Source organism: Variovorax sp. EL159, assembly GCF_900100965.1.
In the GTDB taxonomy this organism is placed as follows: domain Bacteria; phylum Pseudomonadota; class Gammaproteobacteria; order Burkholderiales; family Burkholderiaceae_C; genus Variovorax.
Window position 1 is genome coordinate 659,404 of record NZ_FMUJ01000002.1, and the last position, 17,179, is coordinate 676,582.

Below are 17,179 nucleotides of genomic sequence, written 5' to 3' on the forward strand. Positions count from 1 at the left end.
GGCGCTCACTGCCACCCATACCGCCGCGCATACCAGCCCTTGACCGTCTGCGTCAGCACCGCATAGCCCACCAGCATCGCCACCAGCCACGGGAAGTACGCCAGCGGCAGCGCCTGCAGCTTGAAATAGTGTGCCAGCGGTCCCATCGGCAGCCAGATGCCCACTGCCGCAATGGCGGCGCCCATGGCCAGCAACGGCCACGAGGCGCGGCTTTGCAGGAAGGGAATCCTGCGCGTGCGGATCAGGTGCACGATCAGCGTCTGCGACAGCAGGCCTTCGATGAACCAGCCCGACTGGAACAGCGTCTGATGGTCCACCGAATTCGCGGCGAACACGAACCACAGTACCGTGAAGGTCAGGATGTCGAACACCGAGCTCAGCGGCCCGAAGAACACCATGAAGCGGCCCAGGTCCGCCGGGTTCCAGCGCTGCGGGGTCTTCAAAAATTCCTCGTCCACGTTGTCGAACGGAATCGCGATCTGCGACACGTCGTACAGCAGGTTCTGCACCAGCAGATGCAGCGGCAGCATCGGCAGGAAGGGCAGGAAGGCGCTCGCCACCAGCACCGAGAACACGTTGCCGAAGTTCGAGCTGGCGGTGATCTTGATGTACTTGAGCATGTTGGCGAAGGTGCGGCGGCCCTCGATCACGCCTTGCTCCAGCACCATCAGGCTCTTTTCGAGCAGGATGATGTCGGCCGATTCCTTGGCCACGTCCACCGCGCTGTCCACCGAGATGCCGATGTCGGCCGCGCGCAGCGCCGGCGCGTCGTTGATGCCGTCGCCCATGAAGCCGACCACGTGGCCGTTGGCATGCAGCGCATGCACGATGCGCTCCTTGTGCGCGGGCGTGAGCTTGGCGAACACCTGGTGCTGTTCGACCCGCACCCGCAGCTCGGCGTCACTCATCTCCTCGATCTCGTGGCCGAGCACCATGCGGCCGGCCTCCAGGCCCACATCGGCGCAGACCTTGCGCGTGACCAGTTCGTTGTCGCCGGTCAGCACCTTCACGGCCACGCCATGTTCGGCCAGGGCGCGCAGCGCGGGCGCGGTCGATTCCTTCGGCGGATCGAGAAAAGCCACGTAGCCCAGCAGCGTGAGCCCCGATTCATCGGCCACGCCATAGGCCGGCTTCTGTGCGTTGAGCGCCAGTGCGCGGCTGGCCACGGCCACCACGCGAAGGCCCTGGGCATTGAGCTCCGACGCCACGCGATGGATGCGCGCGAGCACATCGGCATCGAGCGCCAGCACCTCGGCGCCACGCTCGACCGAGGTGCACACCGACAGGATCTCTTCCAGCGCACCCTTGCAGATCAGCAGGTGCTGGCTGCCGCCGTTGGCCACCACCACCGACATGCGGCGGCGTGAGAAGTCGAAGGGCACTTCGTCGATCTTGCGGTAGGCGGTCTGCAGCCGCGTCTCGAGCTGCATCTCGGCATGGCTCAGCACCGCCTTGTCGAGCAGGTTCTTCAGGCCCGTCTGGTGAAAGCTGTTGAGGTAGGCCAGCTGCAGCACGTGGTCCGAGGCCTCGCCCCAGGCGTTGGTGTGGCGTTCGAGCACGATGCGGTCCTGCGTGAGCGTGCCGGTCTTGTCGGTGCACAGCACGTCCATGGCGCCGAAGTTGTGGATGGCTTCGAGCCGCTTCACGATCACCTTCTGGCGCGACATCACGACCGCGCCCTTGGCCAGCGTGGCGGTCACGATCATCGGTAGCATCTCGGGCGTGAGGCCGACCGCGATCGACAGCGCGAACAGCGCGGCCTCCCACCAGTCGCCCTTGGCCACGCCGTTGATCACCAGCACCAGTGGCGCCATCACCAGCATGAAGCGGATCAGCACCCAGCTCACGCGGTTGATGCCCGCCTGGAACGCGCTGGTGCCACGGTCGGTGGCCGTCACGCGCTGCGCCAGCGCGCCGAAGAAGGTGCGGTCGCCCGTGTGCACGATGAGCGCGGTGGCCGTGCCGCTGATCACGTTGGTGCCCATGAAGAGCAGGTTCTCGCGTTCGAGCACACCGGCCGCGTGCCCATTGCGGTCGACGACGAACTTCTCGACCGGCATGGCTTCGCCCGTCAGCGCGGATTGGCTGATGAACAAGTCCTTGGCGGTGATCAGGCGGCAGTCGGCGGGGATCATGTCGCCGGCCGACAGTGCGATCACTTCGCCCGGCACCAGGTCGCGCATCGGCACCTCGACCCGCACCGTGCCGGCGTGCGTGGTGTCGAAGCCTTCGTCGCCGGCCGGGCCAGCCTTGAATCCCGGCGCGGGCCGCAGCACCGTGGCGGTGTTGCTCACCATCGCCTTGAGCCGGTCGGCCGCCTTGTTGGAGCGCGATTCCTGCAGAAAGCGCAGCACCGTCGACAGCACCACCATGCTGCCGATCACCAGCGTGGCTTTCATGTCCTCGGTGGCGTACGAGATCAGCGCCAGCACCGTCAACAGCAGGTTGAACGGATTGCGGTAGCACTGCCACAGGTGCCGCCACCATGGCAGTGGCTGCTCGTGTCGAACCTCGTTGCTGCCCAGGCGCTTGCGCAGCACCTGGGCGTGGCCTTCGCTCAGGCCGCGCGGCGAGCTGGAGAGCTTGATAAGCATCTCGCCGGCATCGGTGCGCGAGGCCGTGGCCAGGGCCTTCGCGATGTCGGGCGGCATGCTGATGGAGCCGGTGCCGGCGGGCTTCGGGCCCAGCAGCGTCTGCCAGCGCTCGAAGTGATGCAGCATGTGGCGGCTGCGCAGGAAGCTCTCGAAAAAGGACTTCAGGACGTTTTTCATTTTTCTCTCCTTCACGGCGGCGCAGGCCGCGAAGGAAAGAAAGCCCACGCGTCAGTCAGGCGTGGAAGTCTCTCCGCAGCACGGCGCGCTGCACTCTTGCAATCGATCGGAACGGCTGGGGCGCGCAAGGGCGCCAATGAGGAGCGGGGTCCATGGGTGCCTCCTTGTCTTCTCGCGTGGTGATGGGGGGTGTCCGTGCGCCGCGCTTCAGCGCTGGGCGGTGCGCGCGGGCTGTTCGAGCAGCATCAGAAAGCTGCGGATGCGGCGCGTGGTCCAGAGCGCGGCGGCCTTGTCCAGCGCGCCGTCGATTTCGGGCGCGGCCGCGCGTGCCGGTGCAGGTGCCGACGGGCGAGCGACCGGCTGCTGTAACGGCTGCGGCTGACGAAGTTGAAATTGACGCATGGCAAGGCTCCTTCGCAATGAAGGGCCTCGTGCATGGGCGCACGCAAGCTGACTGAAAAAGTCAGTGACGAGAACGACGGGAATCGGGAGGGGAGAACCGCTTGCCGGAATGCAAGGGGGTCACGCTGCGTGCACGGCGGCCACAGCGCGGGGAGCCTGCGCTAAAGGGCCTGGAGTGTCACGCCTGCCGAGGCACGCGTCTTGTCACTGATCCAACTGGCACTGTCCACGCACGGGGCTCCGAAATAAAGATTCCGAATTGTTGCACCGCGGCATGCGAGGCGTCAACCCTTGGGATGAAGTTCTGCGATGCAAAAAAGGTCTTGTCGCCTCTGTGTTGCGATTCGATGGTGGCCGTGGCGCATCAGGGCGATTGAGGCTTGCGCAAGCGCTGGACTGCTTCTGCTTCCTTGGCTGCTTCCTGGCGCCTGAACTCCGCGCCCGAAAGAAACTCGAGCCCGCAAACCGCCACTTTCGTTGAGCAGATCAATTTGATGTCTGCCTCTGCTTTTGCCCACCGGGCGTAGCTGCCGAACGGGTAGCGGCCCGAATCGCTCGGTCCGCCGAATCGACGTTCGACTGATGACCTGACCACCGACTCGTCGCCGATCGGCATCCCGCGGACCTTCACGTTCTCCAGGATCCCTGCCGAGGTGATCGTGAGCTTGGCTTCGCCGCGCCCGACCCAGTCGGGCGACTTGTCCTCCGGCAGCAAGGCACGTCCGGTTTGTTTCTTGTCCTTGCCGATAGAGGGACGATCGAGCCAGCACACCGTGTTGGACGCCTTGAGGTTCGGTGCACATGCCTTGACTGCATATGGCATCTTTGCCCCAAGCGGAAGGCCGAAGATCTGGAACTGCTCCTGTGCCGTCGCCGTATTGGCGAGGCTTGTGAGCGCCAGAAGCGCGATGTGTCCTGCTACCTTCATCGTTGAAATCACTCTTTGCTTGCTGTGAATACGCGGGCGATTATGTGGTCCGGTGGGCAGCTGGCGTGAGAATGCCGGCCATGAAGAAACATGCGGTCTTGTTCATTTGCACCGGCAACATTTGCCGGTCCCCCACGGCCCATACGCTGCTCATGCACAAGGCCCGGGCGGCGGGTTTCGAGGTCGAAGTCGACAGCGCCGCCATCTCCGACGAGGAGCGCGGCAACCCGCCCGACCCGCGTTCGGTGGCCGAGGCGCGGCGGCGCGGCATCGAGATGCACGCGCACCGTGCGCGGCAGGTTCGCACCGACGACTTCGCGCGCTTCGACCTCATCGTCGGCATGACGACGCACCACTGCGCCGCGCTGCGCAGGCTCGCTCCCACGGGAACGGCTGGCAAGGTGCACATGTTCACGGAATTCGCCGATGGCATCGAGGGCGATGTGCCCGACCCCTGGTACGGCGGCCAGAAGGACTTCATCGAAGTCTTCGACCTGATCGACCGCGGCGTCGATGGCCTGCTTGCGAAGCTGCAGGCCGACGCACACTGACGGCCGGGCCTACTCGCAAAGCGCCCGGATCGACGCCGGAATCGCCACCGCCCGAATCCCCCCACCTTCGCGCTTCGCACCAAAGATCCGCACCTCTTCGCATTCAAGGATCAGGTCTTCACCGCGCGTCACGCGGTAGGTCTGCACGAAGCTCTTCTCGCGCCATTCGGTGATGCGCACTGCAATCTGCAGTGTGTCGCCGTAGCTTGCGGCCTTCACGAAGCGTGTGTGCGTGTCGACCAGTGGCGTGCCGATCACGCCGAGCGTCTCGGTCGTTTCTTCCCAGCGCGGCACGCCGCACTCGGCAAAGAAGTGCCGCGAGGCCGCATCGATCCAGCGGAAGAAATTGGGAAACCAGACGATGCCGGCGGGGTCGCAATCGCCGAACTCGACGCGCGCGGTGTAGACGACTTCCTTGCCGTTGCTATTGCTGTTGTTGCTCATCAGCCCATTCTCGTTGGCAGCCACAAGGCAATGATCGGGAAGGCGATCAGGATGACCAGGCGCACGATGTCCGTCACGATGAACGGCAACACGCCCTTGAAGATGGTGGTGAAGCTCACGTCCTTCACCACGCTCTTGATGACGAAGACGTTCATGCCCACCGGTGGATGAATCAGCCCCAGCTCGACCGTCATCACGATGATCACGCCGAACCAGATGGGATCGAAGCCCAGGTGCACGATCACCGGATAGATGATGGGCACGGTCAGGATGATCATGGCCATCGCGTCCATCAGGCAGCCGAGCACCAAGTACATCAGCATGATGAGCGCGAGAACGCCGTAGCGGCCGATGCCCAGGCTGGTGAGGAACTCGGTCAGTTTCTGCGGGCTTTGCGTGATGGTGAGGAAGTAGCCGAAGAGCAGTGCGCCGATCAGCACGGTGAACACCGCCGCTGCGGTGCGCGTGGCCGACAGCAGGGCCTCGCGGATCTTCGGGCCGTCGAGCTTGCGCCGCACCAGTCCGAGGATGAAGGCGCCGCTCGCGCCCACGCCGCCCGCCTCGGTCGGCGTGAAGAAGCCGCCGTAGAGGCCGCCGATCACGAAGATGAAAAGCACCAGCGGCGCCCACACGTTCTTCAGGTCCTTGATGCGCTCGGACCATGGCTTGACCTCGCCGCCGGGCAGCCAGTCGGGCCGCAGCTTGACGATGATCGCGATGGTCATCACGTACATCGCCATCGCGAGGATGCCGGGGACGATGCCCGCCATGAAGAGCTTGCCGATGTCCTGCTGCGTGAGGATGGCGTAGACCGCGAGCACGGTTGATGGCGGCAGGATCGCGCCCAGCGTGCCGCCGGCGGCGATCACGCCGGTCGAAAACGACTGCGGGTAATTGAAGCGCCGCATCTCCGGGTATGCCACCGCCGAGAAGGTGGCGGCCGTGGCCACCGACGAGCCGCAGATCGCCGCGAAGCCGCCGCACGCCACCACGGTGGCCACGCCGAGGCCGCCGCGCAGGTGGCCGATCATCGAGTTGGCCGCCTTGAAAAGCTCGCGGCTCACGCCCGACACCGACACCAGCGCGCCCATCAGCATGAACATCGGGATCACGCCGAAGGTGTAGTCGGTCACGGTGCGCATCGACGTCTGGCCCACCAGCTTCAGCGCGGGCCCGGGGCCCACGAGGTAGCTGTAGCCGGTCACGCCCACGAGGCCCATCGCCATGCCGACCGGCACGCGCAAGAGCATCAATACGAACAGGGCGACAAAGCCCAGGATGGCAACTGCATCGGGGCTCATTCGTCCGCCTTCTGTTCAGGGTGGGTTTCTTCGAGCTGCTCGGGATGAAAGATCAGCCTGTAGGTGCGAATGGCGATCAGCAGCACCGCGCACACGTCGCCGGTCCAGGCCACCGCGTAGAACGGCCAGGTCGGAATGTTCAGGTCGTAGGTCTGCACGTTGTCGACGTAGGTGCCGCGCACCTTGTCGAACAGCATCGCGGTCTGCACCGCCACCACGAACAGCAGCACCAGCGTGGCGAACACGTCGATGACGCGCTTCATGCGCGGGCTCGCGGCCGTCCACACCAGGTCGACCGTGATGTGGCCGCCCCGGTAGCTGGTGGCCGCGATGCCCCAGAAGATCAGGATGCCCAGCAACATGCGACCGAAGTCGTAGGCGTCGGGTATCGAGGTGTCGAAGAACTTGCGCAGCACCACGGCCACGAAGATGTTGAGCGCGACGATGCCCACGAAGATGGCGGCAAGCCATTCGATCGTGTTGATCGCGCGGTCCATGTAGCTGGCGGACCGTGTAGCCATGTGTCTCCCTTTTCAGGCCGATGCCCCCGAGGGGGCGATCGATCAAAGTGCCGACTTGTACTTGGCGAGGCTGCCCTTGAGCGCGTCCATCACGGCCTTCGGGTCTTCGCCGACCTTCTTCACGCTCTCGGCCCATTGCGCCTCGGACGGTGCGGCGGCCTTGCGCCATGCGTCGAGCTGCTCCGGCGTGAGCTTGTAGATCTCGTGGCCCGGCAGCGCGGCCATCTTGGCGTGGCCGGCGAATTCGAAGTCGGCCCATGGCGCGGCCACCTTCTGCGCCCATTCGCTGGTGCAGTGGTCGTCGATCACCTTCTTCTGCGCGGTGGACATCGCGTCGTACTTGCCCTTGTTCATCACCCAGACGAAGGGCGTGACGTACAGCGGCACGTCCATGTGGTACTTCACCACCTTGTCGATGCCGAAGAGGCCGATCGAACCCCAGGGGAAGGTGATGGCGTCGGCCACGCCGCGCTCCAGCATGTCGCGCGACTCGGGCGCCGAGGCCTGCACGTTGGTGCCGCCCAGCGAGGTGATGAGCTGGCCCACGGTGCTGGTCGCCGGCCGCACCTTCAGGCCCTTGACGTCGGTGGGCACCACGATCTTCTTGCGCGAGTGGAAGGTGCCGGGGTCGTGCACGAACGCAAAGCAGTACTTCACGTCCTTCATTTCCTTGGCCGCGTAGTTGCGGTACCAGGCGTCGATGGCGGCCGAGCCTTCCTTGCCGTTGGCGAACAGGAAGGGCAGCGACGCACCGGCCATGACCGGGAAGCGGCCGGGCTGGTAGCCCGGGTTCACGTACGAGAAGTCGGCGATGCCGTCGCGCGCCATGTCGTAGTGGTCGAAGGCCTTGCCGAGCTGTTCCGACGGAAACAGGATCGCGGTGATGGTGCCGTTCGACGCCTTCTTGATGTCGTCCGCCCAGGCCTGCAGCGCAGGGTTGAGCGGATGCTGCGCCGGCACCCAGCTCGACAGCTTGAGCTGCACGGGCTTGTCCTGTGCCTGCACGGCGGGCGTGCCCGCGACGAGCGCGGCGCAGGCCGCGAGCAGCGCAAGAGGCGAGGCACGCAAGGTGCGTTGCGGTCGTGTGCCCCGGGGCCGGGTTTGGTGGGTGCTTGGCATGTGTCTCCTTCTTTGTGGTGTCTTGAAAGCGTCGAGGTCGGTCAGCCTAGGCAGTCGCGCGCGCCGGGTAAATGGAGGCTTTCCCGTGCGGGGTTTCCTTGATTCGTTGCGCGGCGCCGTCCTGTTCGGTGAGCGAACGCGGCGCGGGCCGATCGACATGGCGCGGCCCCAGTTCATGCACGCCGGTGGCACCCAGCAGCGTCATCGTTCGCTCGGTTTCCTGCGCCAGCAGCTGCAGCACCGACAGCGCACCCTGTTCGCCGCCGCAGGCCAGGCCATAGACCGGTGCGCGGCCGACGAGGGCTGCGCGCGCGCCGAGCGCCAGTGCCTTCACGATGTCGCTGCCGCGCCGGATGCCCCCATCCATGAGGACGGGGATGCGGCCGCCGACCGCATCCAGAATGGCCGGCAGTGCCGCGATGCTGGCCGGCGCCGCATCGAGCTGGCGTCCGCCGTGGTTCGAGACCACGATGCCGTCGGCACCATGGCGCAGCGCGCGGCGTGCATCTTCGGCCCCCAGCAGACCCTTGATGAGCAATGGTCCATCCCAGAGCTTGCGCAGCCAGGCCAGGCTGTCCCAGGTGAGCGTGCGGTCCATCGCGCGCGAGAGCAACGCGGCCTGGGTCTGCGCCGACACCGGTGCGCCGTCGTCGTCGGGCAGCAGGTTCGCAAACTGTGGCGCGCCACTGCGTGCCAGCCGCAGCAGCCATGCGGGATGCCGCGCCATGTCGAACAGCGTGCCGGGCGTGAGCTGCATCGGCACGCGAAAGCCGTGGCGCAGGTCGCGCTCGCGCAGCCCGCTGACCGGCACATCGACCGTGAGCACCAGCGCCTCGAAACCGGCAGTGCGCGCGCGGCGCACGATGCGCTCGGCAATCGCGCGCTCGCCCATCACGTAGAGCTGCATCCACAGCGTGGCATCGGGTGCGGCGGCGCGCACGTCCTCGATGCGCGTGTTCGATGCGGTCGAGAGAATGAAGGGAACGCGCGCGGCCTGCGCGGCGCCGGCAAGCAACGCATCGGCACCGGGCCGCACGAGGCCGGCCAGCCCGATGGGCGCGATGGCGAAGGGCGCGCGCCAGCGGCGGCCGAAGAGCTCGATGCCGATGTCCATGGCGCTGGTGTCGCGCAGGCATTCGGGAATCAGCGGCAGGCTTTCCAGTGCATCGCGGTTGCGCTGCAGGCAGCGTTCGTCTTCCGCGCCGCCATCGACATAGTCGAACACGAGGCGCGGCAGCACCCGGCGCGCGCGGCGCCGGTAGTCTTCTACGTTCAGAAGGGGCATCGGCGGGCCTTCCGTCTCAGGCGCCGCCGGTGGGCTTGCGCTTCATCCAGCGGATCGGCTGCGCCTGCACGGGGCGCGGGGCGGCGCCGTGCTGCACCAGCGCAGCGTCGAGCGCCTTGCCGCCTTCGTCGGCCAGTGCCGCTTCGCGGGCGGCGGCGATGGCCTCGGCCCGCGCCGGCGCGGACAAGGCCGCACGGCCGGCGAGTTCGTCGATCACGTGCAGCAGGTTGTGCTTGCCGCGCTCGTTGGTGCTGCCATAGCCCTTGATGAGCCGGCCGCACAGCGCCAGCTCGTGGCCCAGTGCCCAGGCTTCGCGCGTGCCGGCTTCCACCGCCGCGAGCCAGCGTTCGATGAGGGCCTGCTCTTCGGCAAAGCGGCTGCCGCGCTTGCGCAGCCAGCGCAGCGAGGCCAGCAGCCGCAGCGACGCCATGCCGAACACCGAATGGCTGCCGACCTTCAGCGGCAGCGCCCAGGGCGCAAGGCCACGCGCCTGCCGGCGGCGGTCCCATGCGGTCACGCGGCGCGACAGGCCGGGCGGCAGCAGCGCAGCGAACTCGGCCGCGCCGGGCTTGAAGTGGTCGTAGACCTTCACGATGTCTTCGTCGGTGGCGCGCACTTCCTGCCGCACGCGCTGCGCCCGGCTGGCGCGGCCCTTGAGCGCGGCGACGCGCACGATGTCGTCGAAGGCCATCCACAGCGCGAGCCAGCGCGCGGCTTCGCGCGTGATGGCAAAGCCCTGCGCGCCGGCCGGATCGGCGCCGCGCTCCGCATCGAGCACGCGGCCCAGGCGTTCGGCATACAGCGCGGCGTAGCCGGCGTCCTGGTAGTCGAGCACGCGCGCATGGCCGAGCGTGAGCATGTCGTGCACGGCGGGCGGAAAGCGCCGCGCCAGTTCATCGGGCAGGGCGCGCGGCGGTGGCGGCGCATCGGCGGTGTCGTTCGCCATCACGCTGTTGACGAAGGCGGCCTGCGCGCGCGGCGCACTTACCGCGTCGAGTGCGGCGGCAAAGCCGCGCAGGCTGGCCGCGGCCATCTTGCCCAGCTTCTCGGGTGCGCTCGCGTCGCCGCCGCGCACCACGTGTTCGTACGCCTCGCGCTTGAACGGAAAGAGGCCGCTGCCGGCGATGGCGCCGAGCATCACCGCGCTGACCACCGTGCCGGCGTCGCGCGCGATGGCGTTCATGTCGAACACATGGTGCTCGCGGCTGAAGGCCTTGACCACGTCGAGCAGCCGTTGCGCGTCGGCGCGGCCATCGCCCGGCTCCATGCGCTCGGCGGTGGTGAAGATGCGCGCCGACGAGCTGATGACCAGCGTGCGCAGCGGCGCGCTCATGCCGTTGCCGATCTGGCGCGCGGTTTCGAGCAGCTCCGACGACACGATGGCGTCGAGCGCGCCCGGCACCGGGCTCAGGCTGAACACCGGGCGGCGGCCGCCGAGCTGCGCGAGCGGCACCGGGAACACCTCGATGTAGTAAGTGGTGGCGCCGGTGCGCTGCGCCACGCCGGGGATCGACGTGCTCTGCGCGGCGTAGCCGGCATGGCGGGCGATGTCCACCAGCCATTCGGTGAGCACGCCGCCGCCTTCACCGCCGAGGGCGCAGACGAGCAGGGTGATGGGGCGGTTGTTTTCCATGTCCTTGCCCCTTTACGCGGGTTGCAGTGCGCGCACGACCGCACCGCGCAGGCCATGCAGCAGCCGTTCATGCCACTTGGGGTTCTGCACCACCTCGGCCCGGTAGAAGCTCGGGCACAGCGTGGCCGCATGGGCGTTGGCGCCGCACAGGCCGCAGCCCACGCAGCCGTCGATCACGGTGGCCACCGGGTCGACCTTCAGCGGATCGGGGTTGTCCTTGAGCGTGAGGGTGGGGCAGCCCGACAAGCGGATGCAGGCGTGATCGCCGTTGCACACGTCTTCATCGACGCCGTACTTCACGCGCACCACGCGCTCGCCTTTCTTCAGCAGCCCGGCAATCCACGGCTTGATGCGGCGCTGGCGCTCCAGCTGGCATTCGCCCTCGGCGATCACCACCTTCAGGCCGTTGAAGTCGCTGGTGAGGGCGTCGGTCAGCGTCTTGCGCATGCGCTCCACGTCGTAGGTGGTCACGGTGCGCATCCACTTCACGCCCAGGCCCGTCAGCGTGGCCTCGATGGTCTGGTTCTTGTCGACCAGGCTTTGCTGCTTGTCTTCCGCGCGCTCCTTGATCTCGTCGTCGGGCGTGGAGATGATGTCCTGCGTGCCGGTGGCCGAGGTGTAGCCGTTCTTGAAGATCAGCAGCACCGCGTCGTCTTCGTTGAAGAGCGCGCTCTGCACGCCGGTCAGCAGGCCGTTGTGCCAGAAGCCGCCGTCGCCCATGATCGACAGCGTGCGGCGGTTCATCATCGGCGCCACGCCCGCGCGGCTGGCCAGGCTCATGCCGTAGCCCAGAATCGAATGCCCCATCGAGAAGGGCTCGAAGGTGCCGAAGGCGTGGCAGCCGATGTCGGCTGCGATATGCACCGGCCCCGTTTCCTGCTGCGCCAGCTTGAGGGCCGAGAACACCGGCCGCTCGGGGCAGCCGATGCAGAAGCTCGGCGGCCGGTTGGGCAGCGGCGCGCTCAGGCGGCGCGCCACGGCTTCGCGGCGCTCGCGGTTGCCGGCCAGCCACGCTTGCGCCGACGACGAGGCCTCGCTGTTCTCGATGTACTTCGCGGCAAAGGCGCCGACGCCGCCCGACAGCACCTCGACGCCGTACTCGCCGGCCGAGGGCAGCATGTCTTTTCCGTGCAGCGGCGTCTGGATGTCGCGCCGGCGCAGCAGCGTGGCGATGTCCTGCTCGATGTACTCGGGCTGGCCTTCTTCCACCACCAGCACCGCGCGCTTGCCCACGCAGAAGTCGGCCACCTGCTCGGGCACCAGCGGGTAGGTGACGTTGAGCACGAGGATCGGGATGTCGGTGTCGCCGAAGGCATCGGCCAGGCCCTGCTGCTGCAGGCTGCGGATGAGCGCGTTGTACAGGCCGCCCTGCACCACGATGCCGAGGTCCGCATGGCGCCGGCCCGGAATCAGCTCGTTGAGCTGATGCTCGACGATGTAGCGCCGCGCCGCCGGAATGCGCGCGTCGCCCTTGAGCTTCTCGTGGCGGAAGGTGACGGGCGGGTGCGCCAGGCGCATGTAGTCGAAGCCGGCCGGCTCGCTCATCAGCGCGCGGGTCGAGACGGCGGGCGCCACGTTGTCCTTGCACTCGAAACTGCCGCGCACATGGCAGGTGCGGATGCGCAGCTCCATCAGGCAGGGCATGTTCGAGGTTTCGGAGAGGCGAAAGCCTTCTTCGACCATGCGCACCATCACGCCGAGGTCGGGCCGCGGATCGAGCAGGCACATGCTCGACTTGAGCGCGTAGGCGTGCGTGCGCTCCTGGATCACGCTGGCGCCTTCGCCGTAGTCTTCGCCCACCACCACCAGCACGCCGCCGGTCACGCCGGGCGACGACAGGTTGGACAGCGCATCGGCCGCCACGTTGGTGCCGACGATCGACTTCCAGGTGACCGCGCCGCGCAGCGGGTAGTGGATGGAGGCGCCGAGCATCGCGGCGGCCGAGGCCTCGTTGGAGCAGGCCTCCACGTGCACGCCCAGCTCGTCCATGTAGGTCTTGCCCTGGACCATCACGTCCAGCAGGTGCGACACCGGCGCCCCCTGGTAGCCGCCGACATAGGCCACGCCGGATTGCAGCAGCCCCTTGGTGATCGCGAGGATGCCCTCGCCGTGAAAAGTGTCGCCTGCGCCGAGACGCAGCATCTCGACTTCCTTGCTGAATGAAACTTCCATCGTGTCTCTTTTTTCTGGGGTGCCGCAGTGTGGTGGGCGTGCAGCCATACTTCAATAAAATAAGACGGCTATCCAACATGAATTCAGTGCATATCGACGCGGTGGACCTGAACCTGCTGCGGCTCTTCGATGCGGTCTACCGGACCCGCAACGTGAGCCGCGCGGCCGAGGCCCTGGGACTGACGCAGCCGGCGGCCAGCCATGGCCTGACGCGGCTGCGCCTGCTGCTGGGCGATGCGCTCTTCACGCGCTCGCCTGGCGGCGTGGCGCCCACGCCGCGGGCGGAGCGGCTGGCCGTGTCGGTGCAGTCGGCGCTGACCTTGCTGCAGCAGGCGCTGGCCGAGCCCGAGCGCTTCGATCCGGCGGCTTCGCGCAAGCTGTTTCGCATCCACATGAGCGACATCGGCGAGGGCCGCTTCCTGCCGGCGCTGATGGCGCGGCTGCGCGAGCTGTCGCCGGGCGTGCGGGTCGAGACCATGCCGCTGGCCGCCGGCGACATTGCCGATGCGCTCGACAGCGGCCGGGTCGACTTCGCCTTCGGCTTCCTGCCCAAGGTGAAGGACACCCAGCGCGCCCAGTTGCTGAAAGACCGCTACATCGTGCTGCTGCGCAAGGACCACCCCTTCGTCCGGCGCCGCCGCAGCGGGCAGGCACTGCTCGAAGCCCTGCAGGAGCTCGACTACGTGGCCGTGCGCACCCATGCCGACACCCTGCGCATCCTTCAGTTGCTCAACCTCGAAGACCGCCTGCGCCTGACGACCGAGCACTTCATGGTGCTGCCGGCCATCGTGCGCGCCACCGACCTGGCGGTGGTGATGCCGCGCAACATCGCGCGCGGCTTTGCCGAGGAGGGGCACTACGCCATCGTCGAGCCGCCGTTTCCTCTGCGCGACTTCAGCGTGTCGCTGCACTGGAGCAAGCGCTTCGAGGCCGACCCGGGCAACCGCTGGCTGCGGCAGGTGATCGTGACGCTGTTCTCCGAAAAGGCCTGATCCGCGTCTTTTGACACGCAGGATTCATGTGGAGGTCAGTCTCGGCATGCCACCATCGGCCGACATGAAGAAACGCATCCCCTCCTTTTTGCGCCACGTCGGGCCCGGCGTGGTGACCGGCGCGGCCGACGACGACCCGTCGGGTATTGCCACCTACACCCAGGCCGGCGCCCAGTTCGGCACCGGCCTGCTCTGGACCGTGTTCCTGTCGCTGCCCTTCATGGTGGCGATCCAGCTGGTGTCGGCGCGCATCGGGCGCGTCACGGGCAAGGGCGTGGCCGCCAACCTGCGCGAGCACATGCCGCGCGGCTTTCTTGTCGCGCTGGTGGCGCTGCTGGTGGTGGCCAACACCATCAACATCGCGGCCGATATCGCGGCCATGGGTGAGGCGCTGCAGCTCGTGGTGGGCGGCGGGGCGCACTTCCATTCGCTGATCTTCGGGGTGGTCACCGTGCTGCTGCAGGTGTTCGTGCCGTATCGCAAGCTGGCCCACATCCTCAAGTGGCTCACGCTCACGCTGTTCGCCTACGTGGCGGCGGTGTTCGTGGTGCAGGTCGAATGGAGCCGGGTGCTGCACGACCTGGTCGTGCCGAAGCTGCAGTGGAGCAGCGACTACTGGATGATGCTGGTGGCGCTGCTGGGCACCACCATCTCGCCGTACCTGTTCTTCTGGCAGGCCTCTCAGGAGGTCGAGGAACTGCGGCTCAAGGGCGGCCGGCGCGGCACCGACAAGCAGGTGCGGCACGACCTGCGGCGCGTGCGGCTGGACACCTGGGTGGGCATGACCTTCTCGAACCTGATCGCGTTTTTCGTGATGGTGGTGGGGGCGTCGGTGCTGTTCACGGCGGGCGTGCACGACGTGACCTCGGCGGCGCAGGCGGCCGAAGCCCTGCGTCCGCTGGCGGGCGATTTCGCCTTCTGGCTGTTCGCCGGCGGCATCATTGCCACCGGACTGCTGGCCGTGCCCGTGCTGGCGTCTTCTGCGGCCTATGCGGTGGCCGAGGCCTTCGGGTGGGAAGAAGGCCTGGAGCGGCACTGGCGCGAGGCCAAGGAGTTCTACGGAATCATCGCCGTGGCCACGCTGGTCGGCACCGCGCTCGACTTCACGCCCATCGACCCCATGAAGGCGCTGTACTGGAGCGCCGTCATCAACGGGGTGGTCGCGGTGCCGATCATGGCGGCGATGATGATCCTGGTCACGCGCGAGAAGGTCATGGGCGTGTTCACCTCGGGCCGGCGCACCCGCTGGCTCGGCTGGGGCGGCACGGCGCTCATGGGCTTTGCCGCCGTGATGATGGGCTGGGACCTCGTGCGCTGAAGGCGCCGGATGGAGGCACGCGCACACCGTTGCCCGCGCCGCACCGGGCCGTTCATAGAATCGCCCCGATGCCGAACGACACCCTTGCCGCCCCCTTCGACGCGAGCGCCGCCAGCGCCGAGTTGGCGGTGCTGCGCGAGCGGAACGACATGGCGGCCGCGTGGCGGCTCAGCCGGGCCTGGCACGACGCGCAGCCCTATGACTTCGAGGCCGCCTGGAACGCGCTGCTCGACAGCACCCACCTGTGCGACTGGACGCGCCACGAGTTCCTGCAGACGGTGGTGGCCGAGAGCCTGGCGCACCAGGCCGACACCCGGCTGGTCGGCGAACTGGTCCTGGCCACCCCGCGAATGACCCCGGCCCTGCAGCTCGAAAGCGCGCGGCGCCACGCCCGCTGGCTCATGAGCGCACACCCGGCGGCGGCGCCGCTGGTGCCGCCGGGGCACCACTACCCGGACCACCGGCGCCTGCGCATCGGGTACATCGGCCGCGATTTCTGCTTCCAGGCCACGAGCTACCTGATGGCAGGCGTGCTGGAGCAGCATGACCGCGAGCGCTTCGAGCTGGTCTGCTTCGATTTTTCGCCCGACGACACCGACGTACCCGGCATGGCCGAGGACGTCCGCGTGGAGCGCCGGTCATTCCGTGCGCGGCTGGAGCGCTGCTTCGATCGCATCGTGAGCCTGCACGGGCTGGATGCGGCCGAATCGGCGCGGCGCATCCGCGAGGCGGAGATCGACATCGCCGCCTACACCAGCCGGCCCGTCGACGACGCCTTCGCCATGTTGGCCCTGCGGCCCGCGCCGGTCCAGGTGGCCTACCTCTACTACCCCGCAACCACCGGCGCACCGTTCATCGACTACCTGGTGGCCGACCCCGTGGTCGTTCCGCCCGAGTCGGAGCGCTTCTATAGCGAGCGCATCCTGCGCATGCCGAACGCCTACCAGCCGCACGACCATCGCCGCGTCGAGCCGTCCGCCCTGACGCGGGCCGATTTCAACGTGCCGGCCGATGCGCTGGTGCTGGCCAATTTCAACCAGTCCTACAAGATCACGCCCGAGGTCTTTGCGCTGTGGTGCAGCCTGCTGCGCGAGCGCCCCGACGCCGTGCTGTGGCTGCTCGGGGAATCGCCCGAGGCGCAGCAAAACCTGCGCGCCCAGGCGGTACTGCAGGGCGTGGCCGCGCATCGCATCGGCTTCGGAAAAAGCATTCCCATGCGTGCCCATCTCGGGCGCCTGCGCCACTGCGTCGACCTCGTGCTCGACACCTTTCCCTATGGCGGCCACACGCTGACCAGCGATGCGCTCTGGGCCGGCACGCCGGTGCTCACGCGCATGGGCGACACCTTCGCCTCGCGCGTGGCGGGCAGCCTGCTGCATGCGGTGGGCCTGCCCGAGCTGGTGACGCACAGCGCCGCCGACTACCTCGACCGCGCGCGGGCCCTGTGCGCCGACGCCCCGCGGCGGCAGGCCCTGCGCGAACATCTGGCCAGGGCGCGCGGCGCCAGCCCCCTGTTCGACACGACGCGCTATGTGCGCGACCTGGAAGCCGCCTACCTTCGCATCGCACCCACCTGAGCGGGCACCGTCCCGTGCCGTGGCCCGGGAATTGCTCCGACGACGCAAGGGTTTCCCCGTATGTGCCATACCGGACCCCACATACGCAATATGGCCCCGCCGGTATGCACGGCCCGCCACAAGCCGCTAACGTCCATGACTGGCCCACAAAGGGCCACCCCACGA

14 protein-coding genes are annotated in these 17,179 nt (G+C 67.7%); 4 read left to right on the forward strand and 10 right to left on the reverse strand.

The features are described from left to right. Nucleotides 1-5: 5 nt before the first annotated feature. From mgtA to BLQ28_RS09280, 3 genes are all read right to left on the reverse strand, one after another. On the reverse strand, nucleotides 6-2,771 hold the full coding sequence (gene mgtA / locus BLQ28_RS09270; protein ID WP_093238569.1) for a magnesium-translocating P-type ATPase: 2,766 nt from the start codon (nucleotides 2,769-2,771) through the stop codon (nucleotides 6-8). Nucleotides 2,772-2,978: 207 nt separating this feature from the next. Then, on the reverse strand, nucleotides 2,979-3,173 hold the full coding sequence (locus BLQ28_RS09275) for a hypothetical protein (RefSeq protein WP_093238571.1): 195 nt from the start codon (nucleotides 3,171-3,173) through the stop codon (nucleotides 2,979-2,981). A 364-nt stretch (nucleotides 3,174-3,537) separates the two neighbouring features. After that, nucleotides 3,538-4,101 carry a hypothetical protein gene (locus BLQ28_RS09280; protein WP_093238572.1) on the reverse strand — a complete coding sequence of 188 codons (564 nt, stop codon included), beginning with the start codon at nucleotides 4,099-4,101 and terminating at the stop codon, nucleotides 3,538-3,540. An 80-nt stretch (nucleotides 4,102-4,181) separates the two neighbouring features. On the opposite strand from BLQ28_RS09280, the gene BLQ28_RS09285 reads away from it, so the two are divergent. Further along, nucleotides 4,182-4,652 carry a low molecular weight protein-tyrosine-phosphatase gene (locus BLQ28_RS09285; protein ID WP_093239418.1) on the forward strand — a complete coding sequence of 157 codons (471 nt, stop codon included), beginning with the start codon at nucleotides 4,182-4,184 and terminating at the stop codon, nucleotides 4,650-4,652. A gap of 9 nt (nucleotides 4,653-4,661) precedes the next feature. On the opposite strand, the gene BLQ28_RS09290 is transcribed toward BLQ28_RS09285, so the two are convergent. The 7 genes from BLQ28_RS09290 to BLQ28_RS09320 are packed head-to-tail and all read right to left on the reverse strand — an operon-like array spanning nucleotide 4,662 to nucleotide 13,127. After that, nucleotides 4,662-5,096, reverse strand: a complete 435-nt coding sequence (locus BLQ28_RS09290; RefSeq protein ID WP_093238573.1) for an acyl-CoA thioesterase — start codon at nucleotides 5,094-5,096, stop codon at nucleotides 4,662-4,664. Then, nucleotides 5,096-6,397 carry a TRAP transporter large permease gene (locus BLQ28_RS09295; protein WP_093238575.1) on the reverse strand — a complete coding sequence of 434 codons (1,302 nt, stop codon included), beginning with the start codon at nucleotides 6,395-6,397 and terminating at the stop codon, nucleotides 5,096-5,098. The genes BLQ28_RS09290 and BLQ28_RS09295 overlap by 1 nt, the downstream gene beginning before the upstream one ends. After that, complete coding sequence (locus tag BLQ28_RS09300; protein WP_256327234.1) at nucleotides 6,394-6,918, reverse strand: TRAP transporter small permease; 525 nt, start codon at nucleotides 6,916-6,918, stop codon at nucleotides 6,394-6,396. The genes BLQ28_RS09295 and BLQ28_RS09300 overlap by 4 nt, the downstream gene beginning before the upstream one ends. Before the next feature lie 42 nt (nucleotides 6,919-6,960). Then, nucleotides 6,961-8,037, reverse strand: a complete 1,077-nt coding sequence (locus BLQ28_RS09305; protein ID WP_371126598.1) for a TRAP transporter substrate-binding protein — start codon at nucleotides 8,035-8,037, stop codon at nucleotides 6,961-6,963. 46 nt (nucleotides 8,038-8,083) lie between these two features. After that, nucleotides 8,084-9,322: an alpha-hydroxy acid oxidase gene (locus BLQ28_RS09310; protein ID WP_093238579.1), complete on the reverse strand. Its 1,239-nt coding sequence runs from the start codon at nucleotides 9,320-9,322 to the stop codon at nucleotides 8,084-8,086. A gap of 16 nt (nucleotides 9,323-9,338) precedes the next feature. After that, nucleotides 9,339-10,955: an indolepyruvate oxidoreductase subunit beta family protein gene (locus BLQ28_RS09315; protein WP_093238580.1), complete on the reverse strand. Its 1,617-nt coding sequence runs from the start codon at nucleotides 10,953-10,955 to the stop codon at nucleotides 9,339-9,341. Between the two features lie 12 nt (nucleotides 10,956-10,967). Continuing rightward, complete coding sequence (locus tag BLQ28_RS09320) at nucleotides 10,968-13,127, reverse strand: thiamine pyrophosphate-dependent enzyme (RefSeq protein WP_093238582.1); 2,160 nt, start codon at nucleotides 13,125-13,127, stop codon at nucleotides 10,968-10,970. A 77-nt stretch (nucleotides 13,128-13,204) separates the two neighbouring features. Here BLQ28_RS09320 and BLQ28_RS09325 point away from each other — a divergent pair, with 77 nt between their 5' ends. The 3 genes from BLQ28_RS09325 to BLQ28_RS09335 all read left to right on the forward strand — a co-directional run bounded on the left by BLQ28_RS09325 (nucleotide 13,205) and on the right by BLQ28_RS09335 (nucleotide 17,014). Further along, a complete protein-coding gene (locus BLQ28_RS09325; protein WP_093238583.1) occupies nucleotides 13,205-14,119 on the forward strand; it encodes a LysR family transcriptional regulator in 915 nt (304 codons plus the stop codon). A gap of 64 nt (nucleotides 14,120-14,183) precedes the next feature. Next, on the forward strand, nucleotides 14,184-15,437 hold the full coding sequence (locus BLQ28_RS09330; RefSeq protein ID WP_256327235.1) for an Nramp family divalent metal transporter: 1,254 nt from the start codon (nucleotides 14,184-14,186) through the stop codon (nucleotides 15,435-15,437). Nucleotides 15,438-15,505: 68 nt separating this feature from the next. Further along, a complete protein-coding gene (locus BLQ28_RS09335) occupies nucleotides 15,506-17,014 on the forward strand; it encodes an O-linked N-acetylglucosamine transferase, SPINDLY family protein (protein WP_093238586.1) in 1,509 nt (502 codons plus the stop codon). Nucleotides 17,015-17,179: the final 165 nt, after the last annotated feature.